The following is an 18,630-nucleotide window of genomic DNA, read 5'->3' as shown; positions in this document are numbered from 1 at the left end:
AATTATTAAATCACTGGACATTTAAGTAGATTCACCTAGACTATCGTTATCGTTTATTTCAGGGATAGCACATGCATACTTCAAACTATATATATCATCAGGATGAACTAGAACTTCATGGTTTTCTGGCTTATGACTCTTCTACAGAAGGAACTCGCCCTGCAGTAATTGTAGCCCATGATTGGTCCGGACGTAATGAATTTGCTTGTCAAAAAGCAAGCATGCTTGCTGAGATGGGGTATCTTGGTTTTGCCCTGGATATGTTTGGTAATGCCCAGATTGGTACAACGACGGAAGAAAAATCAGCATTAATACAACCTTTAGTTTCTAACCAAGCATTGCTTCGTCGGCGTATAGACCTTGCTTTAAATACTGTGCTCTCCATTCCTGAAGTCGATAAGGAGCGTGTTGCGATTATAGGTTTTTGCTTTGGCGGCCTGTGTGCTTTAGAGTTAGCTCGCTCTGGAGCGGACATCAAAGGTGCGGTGAGTTTTCATGGCTTGCTGAATAAGCCTGGAACTATGAAGTCCGATGCAATTAAAGCAAAGGTGTTAGCTTTACATGGTTATGAAGATCCGATGGCAAATCCTGAGCAGGCCAATGCATTTTGTCAGGAAATGACTGCGGCAAAAGTGGATTGGCAGTTGCATATGTATGGCCAGGTGCAGCATGCATTCACCAATCCTAACGCTCATGATACACAATTAGGACTAATGTATAACTCTGTTGCTGCGAAACGCTCATGGCAAGCAATGACGAATTTTTTACACGAAATTTTTATGGAGTGAATAGGGGCATCTAAGGCCGTGAATACATCATCAGAGGAACTCCTGAGGGAAGCATCTCTGCTATGAAAGAGCATGGGGCTTTATCCAGGAGTTTCTTTCTCGTCAATTTTCAGGGTAAGTGCGTTTGAAAATGAGGTTAAAGCCTGGCCGATTCAATCCCCTTTGATAAGATGTTTAAATATACAGAAATTTATTGGGCGCTATGTGGCGTCTCGTGCTTTAATAAAAATTTATATCCTTGAGTGTCGCTTGTCAGACAAGAAAGAATTATAATCCCTCAAATTAAGCTCCGCTACGGTGTTTTTTTCCTAAGCCTTTTACTATTGATGCTAAATATAATATATTTAAAGTATGGGGTTTTCGGTGCTTTTTATCAGCAAAAATCAATTACTTTGTGGGAATGGTGCGTTTAGTAGGAGCAAGCCAACTTGAGTTTTTCTTCCGGTGATAACACTATGCAGTTGCATCATTTTTTTGAGCGATCAGTCGATAGCTTTCCGAGCAATATTGCCTTAATTTGTGATAATGCTTTTATTTCATACCAAGAATTAGAATGTCGTGCGAACCAGTTAGCTCATTATCTGGTTGCGAATAAGGTATCAAAAGGTAGCATAGTTGGTATTCTTTTGGAACGTTCCGTTGAATGTTATATTGCTATCCTTGCTACATTAAAAGCAGGTGCAGCTTACGTTCCCATCGAAGTGGATTATCCTGAGGAACGAATTAATTATATTTTTTCTGATCTGCAATTTACTGCGGTATTGACCTCCACCACTCAATTAACTCAAAAAAAACTAGCTTGGCCTAGCACTTTTGCTCTTGATGAACTTAGTGAAGAACTATCCCAGCAACCTACCAAAAGATTGGTTTCGACTCTAAATGAACAGAGTGCAGATGATTTGTGCTATGTCATTTACACTTCTGGTTCGACAGGTAAGCCCAAAGGTGTAGAAATTCCACAAAGCAGTATTTGTCACTATGTAAGAGAGGCGAGTGCACTTTATGAGATAACGAGCAATGATCGTGTCTATCAAGGCTTTTCTTTAGCTTTTGATGCGTCATTAGAAGAGTTGTGGATGGCTTTTGCTAATGGTGCTGCCTTGGTTGCTTGTACTGCAAAAGAAGTTCGCTCCGGGCTTGGTTTAATTTCCTTTTTAAATCAACATCAAGTCAGCGTACTCTCTACGGTCCCCACTCTTTTGTCTACCTTGGAAGGGCAGTTACCTGATTTACGTTTGCTAATTTTAGGTGGGGAAACCTGTCCTGCCAGTTTGGTTAAAAACTGGAGCCGCAAGGGTCTTAGAATTATCAATACTTACGGCCCTACGGAAGCAACCGTAATTGCCACTTATTCGGAATGTTATCCAGAAAAAGAAATTACCATCGGTAAACCTCTTTCTGGATATGGTGTTTTAATTGTTGATGAACATTTAAATGAAGTAAGAGATGGCGAAGAGGGCGAGTTATGTATTAGCGGTATGGCTCTGGCTCGTGGCTATGTGAATCGTCCGGAAAGTACCGCGGAAAAATTTGTAACTAATCCCACAAATCAGCAGCGCTTATATCGTACAGGGGATTTAGCCTCTAAAACAGAACATGGTGATATACGCTTTGCTGGACGCATTGATGATCAGGTCAAGCTCCGTGGTTTTCGTATTGAACTCAATGAAATTGAAGCGGTAATAATGCAATACCCAGGTATTAAGCAAGCGGTTGCCTCTTTACAAACCCTGGATCAACCCACCTTAGTTGCTTATGTTTTGCTCGAAAAAAATGCTAAATTTAATGCCAGTGAACTTACGTCTTTTTTAAAAACTAATTTACCAGATTATATGATTCCAGCGATTACAGAAGTTTTGGAATCGTTTCCGGTTTTATCGAGTGGGAAAGTAAATCGCAAGGCGTTACCTAAACCAACTCAAACGAGAGCGGAGAGAGTATATACCGCACCTAAATCAGAGTTAGCAAAAGAAATTGCCCATGTTTGGGAGAAAGTACTGGATTATCCTAAAGTGTCGGTGGATGCTGACTTTTTCTATGATTTAGGCGGACATTCTTTACTGGCTGCAAAGGCAATATCGAGCTTACGCAGAATTCCTGCGTTACGTAATATCTCTATTTTGGATTTATATAAAAACCCCACTATTAGCCAGCTAGAACAAAAATTTAAGGATGCGAATTCTACTCCTCAAGCAGAGGTGCAGCGTAAACCCAAATACCGTGCTCCGCAATGGAAATATTATCTCTGTGGCCTAGGGCAATTCTTTGGTTGTTTACTGCAATATGCGGTGGGCACCTTTCAATTGCTGGCGGTGGTTTTATGTTACAGTTGGGTGACCTCAGAATATTCCATTATTTCTCGTGAATCACAGTTAGCCTTTTTAGCTTTATTTTTATCATTACCGATTATTTCGTTAATGATTACTGTTGCGATGAAGTGGATTTTATTAGGTCGAGTGAAACCGGGTGAATATCCGCTGTGGGGTTGGTTTTATTACCGTTGGTGGTTAGTACAGAAACTGCAGAAAAACCTATTTTTGGCTAAATACCTCGTAGGTTCTCCCTTAGTCCGAATTTATTATCGTCTATTAGGGGCTAAAATCGGTCAAAACTGTCATATAGGTTCTATGCAGATTGCTGCTCATGATTTATTAGTCATTGGCGATAATACATCCATTAATACGGATAGCCGTCTTTATGGATATATTGTGGAGGATGGTTGGTTGAAAATAGGGACCATTACTATTGGCGATAATTGCTATATTGGTGCCCGTGCTGTAATTGGCTTAAATAGCGTTGTTGAAGATAATGCGGTATTGGATGATATGTCCATGTTGCCTGAGCAAAGTTATATGCCTCAAGGCTCTTATTTTTCGGGTTCTCCTGCGGTGCCGGGAGAGCTTCCTGGTGATCACATCACCAGGAAAAAAGTCGAAGTTGAAGAATCAACAATGCTGGAAAATACGATGTTTGGTATTTTGCATTATTTAGGCATTGTCTTTGTTATGGTCATGTTCTATTTATGCTTGATACCCGCGCTTTCTTTTATCAGTTATTACTATGATCAGGGCAGTTATTTCACAACGATTTTCTTCGCTGTTCCTTTGGGCTCGATGCTTTTCTTAAGTTTGTATTATCTGTGCGTCATTGTCTGCAAAAAAATTATTCTGGATAAGGTAAAACCAGGCCAGTATTCCTTGAAGAGCTTTTATTATCTGCGTCATTGGATTATCGTAAAAATGCTGGACAGCGATGAAATCTCTGTGATGGCGGATACCCTTTATTTGCCGGCCTTTTTGCGGCTTCTTGGCGCTAAACTTGGTAAAAGTGTAGAAATGGGAGAGACCCCACACATTATTCCCGATTTAGTGACGATCGAAGAGGGGGGATTTACAGCAAGTTCCGTGGCTTTAGCTTGGCCCCATGTTTATCAGGGTGCAATTAATTTTGCTCCAGTTTCTGTGGGGCGTCGTGGTTTCGTTGGGAATGTGAGTTTACTGTCGGCAGGTAAAGAATTAGGCGAGCGCGCCTTGCTTGGATGTTTGTCAATAACTCCTCCAGGAGATAAGGCAACTGAGGTCAATTCTGCATGGTTAGGTTCTCCTGCTGTATATTTGCCAAAACGCGAGGTATTTGTTGGTTTTTCTGATAAAGAAACTTTTTATCCATCAAAAAAACTGTATTGCACGCGTTTGTTAATTGAGTTTTTACGAATTATTTTACCGACGTCCTTTTCATTAATAGTTTTGTTTAACCTGCTTTATATTCTGGACTACATGCTGGCAACTTATTCTTGGGGGCTTACCGCGCTTGTATTACCCGTTTCCGAGCTATTCCTTACGGTGTGTATGGTTGGGGTTTTAGTCGGCTTAAAATGGGTTCTTTTGGGCAAATTAAAGCCCTTAACCAAGCCTATTTGGGATCCTTTTATTTGGCAAAATGATGTTATTGAATATTCCTATAACTATTACACCAATCCTCATTTAACCAATAAGGTTTTAGGCACTCCATTTGCACTGTGGATCCATCGTTGTTTAGGTACTAAGGCGGGCAAGCGGGTATTTACTGACAGTGCCGAGTTTTCTGAATTTGATTTAATCACTATTGGTGATGATGTGTGCATTAATGCGGAAACTATAATTCAGACCCATCTTTATGAAGATCGTATCTTTAAAGTGTCTAATGTAACGATTAATTCAGGCTGTAATGTCGGTACTGGATCCATTGTACTCTACAACACGGTGATGGAAGAGAACTCTTCTTTAGGTAGTCTTTCTTTATTAATGAAAGGGGAATGCTTACCGGAGAACACCCAGTGGGCTGGTATTCCTGCCCAATCAACTTCAGTGGGGGCTGGTTATCAACTGGCACCTCAAGTAGCTGTGGTGGGTGCAGTGGCTCAAGAAGCGGTACCGGAGTTGTTATAGGCGCAGGCCAAGGTTGCTCCCGTATTACGCTACGCCAATACGGGTTAGGTTTTTTGAATTCATTTTGTTTTAAAAGAAACCCTGGTTGCGAGCAACCAGGTTATGCCGATTAAAATCATAAGCAATAATTATCGATTAAACGAATATCCCCAATACGTACAGCCGCAAAACGGCGATGATCGTATTCTTCAATGTATTCAACAGCAATATTCTTCGCGCTTATCTCGGCTTGAAGTTGTGTGCAGGTTTTGTCTTTTTGCTGAAATAGTTGGGCAAAGACTTCAGCTAACGCTTTTTCTCCAGGGTTTAAACGATTATTACGAGAACTATAGGCTAAACCACTGGGCTCCCGAATAATGGGGCAGGGGATAATGTCCACCTCCATAAAAAAGGCTTTAACCATTTCCCTGATAAGCAAATACTGTTGATAATCTTTTTCACCAAAATAAGCTTTGTGAGGCTTAACCAGGTTCAGCAATTTCATAACTACCGTCAATACACCGTTAAAATGACCTGGACGTTGAGCTCCTTCCATCAGCTGGCACAGCTGGTGCTCGTGCACTTGATAGTTATACTGATCCGGATACATTGTTTTTTCGGTAGGCAAGATACAAAAATCGACTCCTGCTTTTTCCATAATACGTATGTCCGCTTCTAAAGTACGAGGATAGTGCTTGTAGTCATCTGCTTGATTAAATTGCGTGGGGTTAACAAATAAGGTGGTGGCGGTATAGTGATTTTCTTTTCGGCTTGCTAAAAATAAAGAGGCATGGCCGGCATGTAAATTACCCATCGTGGGCGCAAAGCCAATAGTCTGCTCACTTGGCAGCTGTTGGCGAAAGTTTATCCATTCGTGAAGGTCATGAAAAATTTGCATGAATTACTCCTGCATGTTTCTGTAAGTGTTCATGTAATGCAATCAACTTAACAATACAAGGTGCTTTGTTCTTGTATTGATGAGTGTAGGCTGGGCTGCAAAGTCCCGCATCGGAATTGTACGCATATTGTTTGCTGGGCTTTATAGCCCAGCCTACTTGTTACGCTACCAGGTTCCTTAAGTTGGCGCCATTAATTTGCTTAAAGTCTGTAAATTTCGCCTGCTAAAAAGCATACTCAGGTGTCGGGAAACTCACTTGATGTACCTGAGCTGCATAAGCATTAATTGCTTCAAGCAGCAGGTCTTTACCTTGAGCGTAGCGTTTAACAAATTTAAATTTATGGCTAGTTTGCAAGCCTAACATATCATGCCAAACTAGGACTTGTCCGTCGGTATCTGCACCGGCACCAATACCAATAGTGGGGATACTCAATGCATCGCTAATGTGTTTAGCAACTTGTTGAGGTACGCATTCGATAACGAGGGCAAAGCAACCCGCTTGCTCTAATTCAAGCGCTTGTTGCAGCAGGATGTCTGCTTGCTCCTGACTTTTTCCCTGCACCTTAAAACCACCTAATTGGTGCACTGATTGGGGGGTTAAGCCTATATGACCGATTACGGGAACGCCGGCAGTGACTAGATGATTAATGGTTTTACAAGTATCTGCATCACCACCTTCAATTTTTACTGCATGGGCACCTGCACGTAAAAGGCGAGTTACATTCTCAACCGTTTGCGCCAGAGACATTTTATGGCTTAAAAAGGGGAGGTCAGTAATTAAAAATTGATGTTTTAGGCCACGAGCTACGGCTTCTGTATGCAGAGCCATCATGTCCATGGTTGCCGTAATGGTTGTTTCATGGCCATGGACTGCCATTGCCACTGAATCACCAACCAAAACACAGTCAATATCCGATTCAGCAATAGTGCATGCGGAAGGATAATCATAACAAGTAAGCATGGCGATTTTTAGCTGCTCTTGTTTTTTGCGTTTAAAATCATGAATTTTCATGTAGCACTCCTTAGCAGGCTAAGGGGCGCATGGCTAATAAAACTAAAATATACTTCAGGTACCTGTCGCATGGATCAAGTCCTCCATAAATTGAGATGATAAAGGGTCGCTGCCTTAGCTTGCAATGAGGAATACTGAGAGTATTCTATAAATGCTTACTTGGGGTCAACGCGCCATGAGGCTGATAATTCTATTATTTTAAGCAATTAACAACCTCAGATATCATAGTTCAAATTCAGGTAATTGAGAAGGTGCTTCTTCTTTCGCTTTCTTAGCGGGAGCCTTTAAGAGGAATAATAAGGGTATGGCAGATAATACCAGCCACATCATAAAGCGAAAATCTTGTAAGTAAGCCATCAGGGTGGCTTGGCGGGTGACTTCTGCATTCAGAGAAACTAGACCACTCAGTGAATTTAAGGAATAAATACCGGACTGGCTGGCTTGTTGTAAATTCATATTCAAGGGAGTTATGAAATTAGCATAGGCGGCGTGATTCATTTGTGTGCTTTGGGCTAATTTGGTCATGACAATGGAAATACCAATGCTGCTGCCGATATTACGTAACAGACTAAATAAGGCGGTACCATCGTTACGATATTGAGTTGGTAAGGTAGCAAAAGATAAGGTTGAGAGGGGCACAAAAATAAAGCCTAAACCCAGTCCTTGAATGACCCCACTTAAGACAATGTCATGGCCGCTAATATTGGCATTGAATAAGGTCATCATCCATAAAGAATAACAGGTGAGAATTAGACCGAGGAAAATTTGGTAGCGTGTATCTACTTTCCCAGAGAGCTTACCTACAATCATCATGGCAGTCATGGTTCCCAGTCCACGCGGTGCTAAAAGCATTCCTACATCAATTACTGGATAATTTAATAAACCCTGCATGTAAGGTGGCATGAGCGCCATGGTTGCCAAAAGAATAATGCCGATAATGAAGATAAATACTAACCCGACGCTGAAGTTGCGGTCTTTAAACATCGCTGGTTCAATAAATGGACTGCGAGCAGTAAGAATATGGGCACCAAACAAGTACAAACAGGTTAGGGCTACCAGGCCTTCGATGATAATTTCATCGCTATTAAGCCAGTCTAAGGATTCGCCGCGGTCCAGGAATAGCTGTAATGCTCCAATAGCAATACTTAAAAAGGCAAAACCCATCATGTCAAAATGCTTGCCGAGCTTAAGTTTATTTTCTTGTAAGAACATGGTTAAGCCTAACCATGCAAAGATACCGAAAGGTAAATTAATATAAAATACCCAACGCCAGTTATAATACTCAGTTAACCAGCCCCCTAATGATGGGCCAAGGATTGGACCCACCATAACCCCCATGCCCCACATTGCCATAGCCGAGCCATGTTTTTCAGGAGGATAGGTGTCAAGAAGAACCGATTGCGACAGAGGCACTAAACTGGCGCCAAAAATTCCTTGCAGTAAGCGGAATACAATAATTTGCGGCAGGGTTTGTGCCGCACCACACAACATGGAAGCAACGGTGAAACCAATAACAGACCAAATGAAAATACGTCGACGCCCGAAATGATCACCTAAAAAACCAGTTAAGGGTGTAAAGATAGCTGCGGCAACAATATAAGAGGTAAGTACCCAGGAAATCTGTTCTTGAGTAGCGCCCATGCCGCCTTGCATATGAGGCAAGGCCACATTAGCAATGGTGGTATCTAGTGACTGCATGACGGTAGCAAGCATGATTGATAAGGTAATGAATAGTCTGTTGCTTGCGCTGGGATTGGGCTTATTTTCTAGCATGATTATTTAAGCGCATAACGTTTATGCTCTGTATCAATCTCTACCCAGGAGCTTAAACCAGAACGTAGTTGTTGGTTGTTTTTGCTTTGATCTAATTGAATCCGCACGGCAACTCGCTGAGCGATCTTAACCCAGTTCCCGGTGGCATTTTGTGCTGGGATGATGGAAAACTCGGAGCCAGTTGCAGGGCTAATACTTTGCACTACACCAGTCCATTTTTGTCCGGGATAAATATCTACCGACGCAGTTACTTTTTGTCCTGGACGTACGTAAGTTAATTCTTTTTCCGTAAAATTAGCCTCAATCCACGGATGCTCCTGTGCCACTAACGACATGACAATTGCTCCTCGAGTTACATATTGCCCTTTCTTGGGGGGAATATTAATCGTTCCAGAAACAGGAGCTTTTACCTCTGTGTGTTCTAAATCAAGTTGTGCTTGTTCCAACTCAGCTTTAGCCACCAGATAGGTTGGATGTTGTTCTACTGGAGCATTAATGCTGCCTGCAAGTGATTCTGCGAGGCTTTGGAGGCTATGTTCTATCGTTACAATTTGTTGGGCTGCAACCTCTGCGCCTTCACTGGCTTCATCAAGGCTGGATTGAGAGGCAAAATGCTTTTCGGCCAGGTCTACCTGGCGCTGCTTATTCCGTAAAGAGAAATTATATTTGGTACGCGCCAAGGCGATTTCTGCTTTCTTTTCCAAATAATTGGCTTTGAGTGCTTTAATATCGATATTTACCTGCGCCAATTTAGATTCAGCTTTCGCTAGGGCAACTTGATAAGGGCGCTGATCAATGCGGTAAAGTAGTTGACCTTTTTTTACTGTTTGGTTTTCCTGGACCAATACTTCTTGGATGGCTCCTGAAACTTGTGGGCTAAGCGGGATCAGGTCGGCTTTAATGTAGGCGTTGTCAGTTGAAACATAACGACCACCGAATAGATATAAAACTATTCCTGAAATAAGCACAGCAGCAGGCACTACGACTAATAGAATAAAGCGCTTGGACCAGAGGGTTGCTTGAGTTTCTCCGGGGATAGCGGATTCTTTTTGTTCGTTATGCATTTTCATCATCTTTGATTCTGAGTTATCATTTATGCTCGTTATAATAACAGGTTTTTTATGCAAATCACTGAAAAATTAGCCGTCCCCGGCGAGCATCTTTTAACGTTACGTGGTGTGGTTGGTCAATTGGAAGCTGTTTTGACGGTTCCAGAACAAAGAGTTTCTAATTACATTGCCTTTTTAGGACATCCTCACTCCTTACAGGGTGGGACGATGACCAATAAAGTAGTGACCACTTTGGCACGTACTTTCAAGGACTTAGGTATTCCTTCCTTACGTTTTAATTTTCGTGGGGTGGGTCAGTCTGAAGGTGTTTATGATGCGGGGATTGGTGAAAGTGAAGATATGCTTTCTTTGGTGAATGCCTGGAAAAAAGAGCAGCCCGAAGCTCAATTTATTTTTGCCGGGTTTTCTTTTGGCTCTTTTGTGACTTATCGTGTTGCAGCACAATGCGCTCACCTCCTCTTGATTAGTGTCGCACCCGCTGTGCATCACTACGATTACAATGCGTTTAGTCCGGCTCCTTATCCTTGGGTAATTATTCAAGGTGATGAGGATGAAGTAGTGCCTCCGGATATGGTCTTTGATTTTGCGGCGCAAGCACAACCCGAAATACCGGTAATTCGTTTTGCCGAGACGACGCATTTTTTCCATGGCAAGCTAATAGAGTTAAAAAATAAGCTAAGCGAATATCTGAGTACACAGGTAAAGCTCATATGACCTTGACGGCCTACTATGACGCCGCGATTGAGCGTGGTGAGATTAATGATGATCCCTTGCAACGCGAGATTTTGGCGCATATGGAGCGGCTTGCTCAAGATTTAGAAAAGGCAAAGGCATCCTGGTTTGCCTGGATGCGTAAACCACATATCCAAGGCTTGTATATCTATGGGCCCGTAGGTGCGGGTAAAACGTACTTAGTAGACCTTTTTTATGACCATATTGCGGAAAGCCAAAAAGCGCGTTTTCATTTTCATCATTTTATGCAACAAGTTGATGCTCAGCTACGGCGTTTACAGGGGCAGAAAGATCCCTTACGACAGATTGCGAAAAATCTGTCTAAATCAGTTCGCGTCTTATGCTTTGATGAGTTTTTGGTGCACGATGTAGCCTACGCGATGATTTTAGCGGAGCTTTTACAGGCTTTAATTGCGCATGGGGTCATCTTAGTTATTTCATCGAATACTATGCCTGACGAGCTGTATAAAAATGGGGTGCATCGTAAACGATTTTTACCGGCGATTACCGCAATTAATAACAATTGCCAGGTTTTAAATCTCAATGAGCTAAGAGATTATCGCGTCGGGCGTGAGCCCTTAGTGGATGCTTATTTATTTCCTTTGAGCCCTCAAACGCAAGAAAAGATGGAACAGCAATTCCTAAGTTTAGCAGCACCGACTCAAGGAGCTGGGATGATCTTGATTCAGAATCGGGATATTTCGTATTTGCAGCGTGGTGATAAATCCATTTGGTTTGACTTTAATGTACTGTGCAATTTGCCACGTAGTCAGTTGGACTATTTAGAACTTGCGGGTATGTTTGATTCTATTTTTATTAGTGATGTGCCCCAGTTAACGGAGAATCATACCTTACAAGCAATCATGTTTATTCACTTTATTGATGTAATGTATGACCGCGGGGTTAATATTATTATTTCTGCTGCAGTTCCTGTGGAGCAGTTGTATTTAAAGGGCGAGCTGTTGGAAATGTTTAAACGGACTCGCAGTCGACTGATGGAGATGCAATCGGTTGATTATTTAAGTCGCCATCCGAAGCGGGAAGTGCAGGAGATGGGATAGCGGGCTGAGCCAATTTTTTAAAGTATAGGATGCTTAGCTTCATGAGCGCTAAGCATGAGTTTTCTTACTCACCCAATTGCATTGATGAGCTTGTTATCTCTGGTATTAAATTCGGGAATTTGTTAGCAATTGGCTCCATTATTTTTTTCACAGCATCTATTTTTTCTAGTTGCTGCCAATTTTCAGGTGATATCGGGGCTCCATGGCACAGAGATGTCATTAATTCTTGAGTTAATTGCACTGAGTTCGATGGTAATTTAGTGCCTGCAAACAGGGTGTTGGAGGTTGAATTAGTCGATAACTTAATTAAGTCATCCAATTTTTTACAGGTTGTATAAATAACCATTGTCGGTTGGTTTAAAAGTGAGGGAGTCGATGGTAGCGAACACAAATGCTCTATTGCTTTTTCATCTAATAACTGCGGATTTAAGCTAATGAATTTGCTGATACACACAATTAAATTAATAAGGTTCCGCTGCTCCAAAGGCTTATTGTTTAAAATCTCTATCGCTTGATGCGATAGGTGAATATCATGAGCGAATAACATAGCAAAGAAAGCGGTAAAGCTACTGTCAGAGAGTATTTTATGGTCCTCTATATAGGCTTGAATGTTAGGATAGGGTGTATCTGGGGCTAGAGTATAATTAGCATAGAGAACGGTTGCCAGGCCTCGTGCTGTTTGCTCGGGATGAGCTGCGGCAGAGGTAATCGCTTCTTTTGTGCTGTCTGAGCCAATTAAGTTAAATTTGGCTTTGATGGACTCTAATGAACCTTGGACTGGTAAAGCAGACGCCGCACATCCTATTGCGAAATCAGTTTCTTCCGAAAATGCCTGAAGATCTTTAGGCTGCTGTGCATTAAGTATCTGCACAATGTATGCAATTTGTTTGCCTTGGCCAAGTAGATAATCAAAAAAATAGGGATTACTACTTAGTTCTGCATGGTTACAGAGAAAGAGTAGTGTCGTGGTTGAAAAGCTGCGCCCCTTATTTCGTTCGATTATATCGAGCATGTTCTCATCTATAGAAATACCTTGGTTATATAGGACAATCACACATTCGGCCATGTGATTAGCGTGGATTCCTCCGGCCATCACCCGCTCTAAGATAGTGGAGTTATGAAGCAACACTGGATGTTCTTGTAACATAAGGAGTGCTTCTAAGGAGGAGCTAGATACCGTTTGGACATCCTCGCGTATGGGGAGGACAATATACTTGGTTATGAGTTGCGCTATGGAGTCTCGCTTTTCAGAAGATAATGTTTTATATACCTCGGTTAATTTATTCGCACACATGCCACTTTGTGCTATTTGGAGTAGGTGGACAGGTGCTACAGAATAATGCTCTAAAGCAATAAGAACGGTTGTTAGTTGGGTCGCATATTCTTTATGAGCAAATAATAATTCCGTATTAACCGATGTGAGTAATTTTTTTTGATGCAATTGTATTACCCCCTCATAAACCTTTTGCGCGTAGGCTGAACCACAGGCTATAAGTTTCGGAATCAACTCTGCTTGTTCACCATAGATAAGGTTAATTAATGAGTTGATGTTGACATTATATTGCTTGCTTAGTTGTTCATTATTTACGGTTAATGACTGCGCTATTTTTAAGAAAATAAAAAAATTAGTGTTGTTTCGTACCATTGCAGTTAACACATAGGCAGCTATTTGTTCTAGAGGTTGGGACTCTCTAGTTTTAGTATCTGATACAGCTGCAAAATCGTTAAGAAATTCAATTAAATCATTAATATTTTTGCTCTGCTCTGCTTGGGGTATGCCTGGTTCATATTCCTTCATTTGTTTTAATTCAGCTAAGATGACTTCAGTAATTAGACGAAATCCATTGGGGGGGAGTAAGGCTAATGCCATAAAATGGAAATAGATGTCATGCGCAAGAATACCTAGTGTTGTTGAGCTAAGGTTATGTGCCATGGTCAAGTTTTTACTGACATTCCTTGAGGCCAGGGTTACGGGGCGCTTATTATTTAGATGAAAATCACGATATAAGGTTTCGGTCCCAATGACCCCAAGACAGGGCTCCATTTCAATCTGATGTTCCGGAGTACATTGGTTGGCAAGCCAAGTCACCAGTTCAATGGGGGGGATAAGTATCCAAGCTCGCTCCTGGTAACTTATTTCAGCTGCTGGTGTTGACAGCGGTTCAGTTAGTCCCGCTGGGTGAATTAAAGCCTCTTCCAGCAACGCATCACTTTCAGGTTTTTTAGGAACGAGTAGAAATAGTTTATTAATACCCGTTAATTCACGTATCTTCTGTAAGATATAGGCCTCTGAAACATTAGGATAATTTTTGCTTAGTTTTTCGGCATATGTAATTAGTGCAAGATCATTTTCATCTGCTTTAAGCACAACTAATTCTTGCTGATAATCTTTCTTGCCTAGCAAATAGAGGTAACTTTGCAGGAACTCTTCTTTGTTCAGTGCAGGAATATCCTCATTAGATTGTTGCTGTCTTTCCAGCGTTTGCATCAAACCGCTGAGATCAGCATGTGCATGCTCAGGTGGGATTTGATGCGTTAAGAATTGGTGGCTTAAATAGAGATAAATTAAATAAAATTCGGCTTTTTCATCACGAAACGCTGGGTTATTTATATCCCCTTGTTTTACTGCATTAACCAGACGCATTAAATTTTGCTTGTGGCTGTAGGGCGGGGAATATTCATCTAACAGTTGCTCTAAGCTTCCTGAATCAAGCGGTATGTCATCAGCATTAAATGTATTCAGTAAAGCAACCAATTTACTTTTCTTTACGAACTTTGTCAGCATGTTACCCTCTGTTTTTTAAACACATTGATTGCTTTATATTAAAAGTATACGAGTGGTTGTTTGTTATTTCAACAATATGTTTCTTTGGGAAGTGGTTAGGATGAATTATTCTAAGTCTGGGCTCTTGTGAGCCTGGGATTACTTCCATTAAAAGAAGGTTTACTGAAGTGGCTTTTCTGTTTTGCATAAACCATATGATGATTAAATCCCAGCCTTTCCATAACCGGACTGCGGTATATTTTTATCTCATATCCTTTTTCTTTGAGAAAAGCGGTTATTTGCTCAACGCGATGTTCAATATCATGAACTTCTATTGCCAACTGTTTTATCGTCGCAAACTGCTGCGGGAAAATACTTTTAATAACTTCAAATTCAGCCCCCTCAACATCGACTTTTAAAAAATCGATATGATCAATATGGTTTTTCTCAATAAAGCGTCCTAGGGATTCAAGTTTGCATAGAACTTTGTGCGACGTTGTTCTCTTCGTGTAATTCTTTTTAATCAGGTATTTGCGCAAAAAAGGTAGGTATTTTAAGAGATAATATAATTTACGATCTCGCCGACTGGAGAGTTTCAATAAAGTATCATAATTTAATTGGGGTTGAAAATTTGAAATAATTTTATCTTCAGGCCGATAGGTTGCGGTGGCGGTTGCTGCGCCAAAAAGAGTAAATTCAACAGTGCATTCCTCGGGAACATTACCAATACCCATATTATAAACCTGTACTTTATCCGCAAACGGCGCTAAATTATTGCGCAAGCACTCAAAGGTCGCAGGGATCGGTTCGAAGCTGTAGATTTTTGCTTGTTCATCACACTGATACAAAGCATATAAAGAAAAAATACCAATATTAGCGCCTATATCAAATACTACTGAATTGGCGTCTAAGGTCAAAAAATCGCGTAAATAAGCATCCAAGCCATATATCTCTCTGAGTAATATAGAAACTTCCAGCTCATTTATATAGTACAACTCACCAATCGCAAATTCCTTTTTGTTCATTCTTTTTACTCTAAATTAGGGTCGACTATATCAGATACATCGGATGGTCTTTGGGTCATGCCGACTAAAATTAAACGTTCACCCGTATGGCCTGTTTTGCCATGCAAGCACGAGTAATTATCAACAATCATTACATCACCTTTTTGCCACGGAGTCATTACCTGCTGTTCACGCATCAATTGACTGATGGTATCGATTTCATGTTTCGAAAAGTGCTCTTCATTGCCAAAACGAGCCATAAGCGGGGATAAGCTTGGCAGCTGCATAATATAATGTGCAATAGGGTTTTTTACCTTCATACGAATATAACTGGTGTTCGTACTAAAATAACGATTAAGATTATGGCATTGATTAAACCAAACCAGCTTTCCTGAGAGCGGATGCTGACGATAAGGTGGCATTATTTTTTTCGTAATTAAGCCATTTCCTACCGTCCATTGATGTTGGTAAATGGTGCCGGCGAGCATCTCATCAACCACACTTTTTTCGTGGGTATCAAACTGTTCCATCCAGGTTCTGCAATTAATCCCGCCACCTATTTTGCGGATTAATTTCAATTTAACGCCTTCGCCATAAAAGTAGCGACGATACATAACCCCATGAAGCTCCAATTTATTCCTTAGGGCTTCAGGAAGAGAAAACCATAACTTATTGCCATCAATTAAGGGAGTACATCCGCCGGTTTCAGAAGGCTGTGCGCAATTAAAATAGATATGGCTTGGGGTATCATAGTCATATGCTTTTTCATTGTGCATAGGAATCGCCTTTTGCGTGTAATTAATGGAGGTATAAACGCCTTTTTGAATTTTGGTGCGGGGAACCGTGCAGAAATCATAATCAAAAACCGTACCCAAAGCACAGGCATTAATGACATTCAAAAATGCCCCCGGAGCATTAACTTGAAAATTACGAAATAAAACGGCGCCATGTTTTAATAATTGCTCTTGAAATAATGCATTTTCCTCATTAAGAAATTGCACGAGATGCTCAGCACTTAATAGTTGTTGGTCTTGTGGTTGTATGATTAAGGGGAGCTTTTCTTGATTAACCCAGCTGAAAGAAACCTTAATTTTTCCCATGAAATCACCCTTACGATAAAATTATCTATGGCTTTTGTGCAATAACAATGACCCCTTCCCGGCCATCTAAAGTAACTTTTTCTGATAAATCTTTACGTGGATATAATTTAGCTTCTTTTATTACAAAACCCACATGCCTTAATTCACGACTTAATACTTGGTCATCTATAAAGTGTAATGTATCTGCAGCAGCATAACGGGCCAGTTTGCCACGAACCAATTCTTTTATCCCGGTAAAATAACCAGGCCATCGTTGATGCTCGCGAATACGCTGCTCATAGAGTGGAATCAGATCTTTATAAACCGTACGGTAGGGAGAAGAAGATAAAATAAATAATAATGCACCTGGTTTTAGCCAACGATAAATTTTCAGAAACCCGGTGGGCAAATCTTCGGGAGCCAGATAGCCGAGCATATGGGAAATATAACAGCCCGCAAGACTTTCATTAGCTAAGTTAATCTCTTGAGGAAACTCACCGGGCAATAGCGTTAAGCGGGAACGACATGCTTCAGGCGTATTATTGTATAAAATATTGAGATGCCGTTGATCCAAATCATTCGCAATCAGGGACGCACCATTTTTTAATGCTTCAATCGCGACAAAACCATAAGCAGCTCCCAGTTCTAAAACGGGATCGTTTTGTGAGGCTGCATAGTGAATAAATTGTTTTGCATACTCATCGATATAGGTTGAGGAGGGCCCTTTCTTATTTAATGTTTTTACCAGATAACTGTTAGGATAACGATAGGGCGTTAAATCATCGTGCATGCAAGAACCTATATGATATGTATGATTTAAAGGGTGAGTTAAAAAAATATTATTGTCAAATGAGCGGGGTTTCGTTAATAATTATTTTCATCTATTTTACAGAAGGAAAATCCGTTGTCCTCCATGAATAAAAATACTGAATGCTATCAGAAACACGCTATGGAGATGCATTTTCCGGTAACTTATAACTCTGAATTAGGTACACTCGAAGTTTCTTTAGGCTCAAAGCATTACTTTTTTTTTCGTGCGGTCACCCCGCTAAATAGCTATACCAATGCCTTTGTTTCCAAAAATAAATACGCTACTAATTTTCTGTTGGAAAAAGCTGGCATACCGGTACCGAATACGACGGTCATTTACCAGGATCAATTTCAAAATGGGGAGCTTGAAGAGATAATTTCCGAGCTCTCGTTTCCCTTGGTTGCCAAACCAGTTACTGGGGGGCTGGGAGAAGATGTACTGTGCAATATACAGAATTTTTCTCAGTTGGAAGAGCATTTGCGTGAGCAATTGCTGAAGTATGAATCCATCTTGATTCAAGAATATCTTGGCAATTTACAGTCTTATCGCGTCTTGGTATTAAAAAATAAAGTAATAGGTGTTGTCTTACGCCATCCGGCTCATGTAATTGGGGATGGCAAACATAATTTGCAAGAGCTTGTAGATATAACCAATAAGCAACGACAAAAAATAAACGATACCCTCGGACCGATTTGCATTGATACGGAGTTTCATATTCGCTTACAAGAACTAGGTATGGATTTGAATTATATTCCACCAAAAGGGGAGTGGGTTACTGTAGCTTATACCTCGAATGCCACCCGTGGCGGAACCTATATTTCCTTGGGAAAAAAGATTTGCAAAGAAAACAAACGACTTTTTGTCCGCGCGGCCAAAGTATTAGGGTTGGAGTTAGTTGGTTTTGATGTGCAGTGTGCGGATATTAATGTACCACTTGACCATTCCAATGGAGCGATTATTGAGGCAAACCACGGACCAAGTGTACGTATTCACGAACAGGCGATGGATGGAATTCCTACCCCTGTGTGTAAAAAAATATTACGTACTTTAATTTACAAACATCCTTTCGCGTATCTGTATAACTTATACCTGAATGCACCTAGTGCTGTTTATATGAAAATAGGGTTTGTTTTAGTACTGTGTTATGGGCTTTATAAATTAATATCTTGAGCCTGTGAGGAGTAATCGTTTGCTGAATTATTTTCTTAAATGAGAATGATTCTCGATATCAT

The 18,630-nt window shown here is 40.8% G+C and carries 13 protein-coding genes; 5 read left to right on the top strand and 8 right to left on the bottom strand.

The annotated features are described in order from the left end of the window. The first annotated feature begins 71 nt into the window (after nt 1-71). Both ACD661_RS12785 and ACD661_RS12780 read left to right on the top strand, forming a co-directional pair. Nucleotides 72-788 carry a dienelactone hydrolase family protein gene (locus tag ACD661_RS12785; RefSeq protein WP_400188257.1) on the top strand — a complete coding sequence of 239 codons (717 nt, stop codon included), beginning with the start codon at nt 72-74 and terminating at the stop codon, nt 786-788. A 428-nt stretch (nt 789-1,216) separates the two neighbouring features. Next, entirely contained in the window at nt 1,217-5,215 is a 3,999-nt protein-coding gene (locus ACD661_RS12780; RefSeq protein ID WP_400188256.1) for a Pls/PosA family non-ribosomal peptide synthetase, read from the top strand. A 115-nt stretch (nt 5,216-5,330) separates the two neighbouring features. Here the strand turns inward: ACD661_RS12780 and panC are convergent, their stop codons facing one another. The 4 genes from panC to ACD661_RS12760 form a co-directional block, all read right to left on the bottom strand. Continuing rightward, nucleotides 5,331-6,092: a pantoate--beta-alanine ligase gene (gene panC, locus ACD661_RS12775; protein ID WP_400188255.1), complete on the bottom strand. Its 762-nt coding sequence runs from the start codon at nt 6,090-6,092 to the stop codon at nt 5,331-5,333. Nucleotides 6,093-6,315: 223 nt separating this feature from the next. After that, nucleotides 6,316-7,104, bottom strand: coding sequence for a 3-methyl-2-oxobutanoate hydroxymethyltransferase (panB, locus tag ACD661_RS12770; protein WP_400188254.1), 789 nt, complete (start codon nt 7,102-7,104; stop codon nt 6,316-6,318). A 222-nt stretch (nt 7,105-7,326) separates the two neighbouring features. Continuing rightward, nucleotides 7,327-8,877, bottom strand: a complete 1,551-nt coding sequence (locus ACD661_RS12765; protein WP_400188253.1) for a DHA2 family efflux MFS transporter permease subunit — start codon at nt 8,875-8,877, stop codon at nt 7,327-7,329. A gap of 2 nt (nt 8,878-8,879) precedes the next feature. Then, the gene (locus tag ACD661_RS12760) at nt 8,880-9,941 is read right to left on the bottom strand and encodes an HlyD family secretion protein (protein WP_400188252.1); all 1,062 of its coding nucleotides are present in this window, start codon (nt 9,939-9,941) and stop codon (nt 8,880-8,882) included. A gap of 57 nt (nt 9,942-9,998) precedes the next feature. On the opposite strand from ACD661_RS12760, the gene ACD661_RS12755 reads away from it, so the two are divergent. Both ACD661_RS12755 and zapE read left to right on the top strand, forming a co-directional pair. Beyond that, entirely contained in the window at nt 9,999-10,661 is a 663-nt protein-coding gene (locus ACD661_RS12755) for an alpha/beta hydrolase (protein ID WP_400188251.1), read from the top strand. Beyond that, nucleotides 10,658-11,740 carry a cell division protein ZapE gene (gene zapE / locus ACD661_RS12750; RefSeq protein ID WP_400188250.1) on the top strand — a complete coding sequence of 361 codons (1,083 nt, stop codon included), beginning with the start codon at nt 10,658-10,660 and terminating at the stop codon, nt 11,738-11,740. The genes ACD661_RS12755 and zapE overlap by 4 nt, the downstream gene beginning before the upstream one ends. Nucleotides 11,741-11,804: 64 nt before the next feature. On the opposite strand, the gene ACD661_RS12745 is transcribed toward zapE, so the two are convergent. The 4 genes from ACD661_RS12745 to ACD661_RS12730 form a co-directional block, all read right to left on the bottom strand. After that, entirely contained in the window at nt 11,805-14,525 is a 2,721-nt protein-coding gene (locus ACD661_RS12745; protein ID WP_400188249.1) for a hypothetical protein, read from the bottom strand. Nucleotides 14,526-14,635: 110 nt separating this feature from the next. Beyond that, a complete protein-coding gene (locus ACD661_RS12740; protein WP_400188248.1) occupies nt 14,636-15,529 on the bottom strand; it encodes an FkbM family methyltransferase in 894 nt (297 codons plus the stop codon). Between the two features lie 5 nt (nt 15,530-15,534). Beyond that, entirely contained in the window at nt 15,535-16,608 is a 1,074-nt protein-coding gene (locus ACD661_RS12735) for a TauD/TfdA family dioxygenase (protein WP_400188247.1), read from the bottom strand. Between the two features lie 25 nt (nt 16,609-16,633). Next, entirely contained in the window at nt 16,634-17,377 is a 744-nt protein-coding gene (locus ACD661_RS12730; protein WP_400188246.1) for a class I SAM-dependent methyltransferase, read from the bottom strand. A 123-nt stretch (nt 17,378-17,500) separates the two neighbouring features. Here ACD661_RS12730 and ACD661_RS12725 point away from each other — a divergent pair, with 123 nt between their 5' ends. Next, entirely contained in the window at nt 17,501-18,568 is a 1,068-nt protein-coding gene (locus ACD661_RS12725; RefSeq protein WP_400188328.1) for a UDP-N-acetylmuramyl peptide synthase, read from the top strand. Nucleotides 18,569-18,630 lie beyond the last annotated feature (62 nt).

The sequence above is a fragment of the Legionella lytica genome (genome assembly GCF_044626755.1).
GTDB lineage: Bacteria > Pseudomonadota > Gammaproteobacteria > Legionellales > Legionellaceae > Legionella > Legionella lytica_A.
This window is presented reverse-complemented; position numbering and strand designations above follow the sequence as displayed.

Bases quoted from the DNA above. Each gene is read 5' to 3' on its own strand.
- ACD661_RS12785 (WP_400188257.1), top strand. From the start codon at position 72: ATGCATACTTCAAACTATATATATCATCAGGATGAACTAGAACTTCAT.
- panC (WP_400188255.1), bottom strand. From the start codon at position 6,092: ATGCAAATTTTTCATGACCTTCACGAATGGATAAACTTTCGCCAACAG.
- panB (WP_400188254.1), bottom strand. From the start codon at position 7,104: ATGAAAATTCATGATTTTAAACGCAAAAAACAAGAGCAGCTAAAAATC.
- ACD661_RS12765 (WP_400188253.1), bottom strand. From the start codon at position 8,877: ATGCTAGAAAATAAGCCCAATCCCAGCGCAAGCAACAGACTATTCATT.
- ACD661_RS12760 (WP_400188252.1), bottom strand. From the start codon at position 9,941: ATGCATAACGAACAAAAAGAATCCGCTATCCCCGGAGAAACTCAAGCA.
- ACD661_RS12755 (WP_400188251.1), top strand. From the start codon at position 9,999: ATGCAAATCACTGAAAAATTAGCCGTCCCCGGCGAGCATCTTTTAACG.
- zapE (WP_400188250.1), top strand. From the start codon at position 10,658: ATGACCTTGACGGCCTACTATGACGCCGCGATTGAGCGTGGTGAGATT.
- ACD661_RS12745 (WP_400188249.1), bottom strand. From the start codon at position 14,525: ATGCTGACAAAGTTCGTAAAGAAAAGTAAATTGGTTGCTTTACTGAAT.
- ACD661_RS12740 (WP_400188248.1), bottom strand. From the start codon at position 15,529: ATGAACAAAAAGGAATTTGCGATTGGTGAGTTGTACTATATAAATGAG.
- ACD661_RS12735 (WP_400188247.1), bottom strand. From the start codon at position 16,608: ATGGGAAAAATTAAGGTTTCTTTCAGCTGGGTTAATCAAGAAAAGCTC.
- ACD661_RS12730 (WP_400188246.1), bottom strand. From the start codon at position 17,377: ATGCACGATGATTTAACGCCCTATCGTTATCCTAACAGTTATCTGGTA.
- ACD661_RS12725 (WP_400188328.1), top strand. From the start codon at position 17,501: ATGAATAAAAATACTGAATGCTATCAGAAACACGCTATGGAGATGCAT.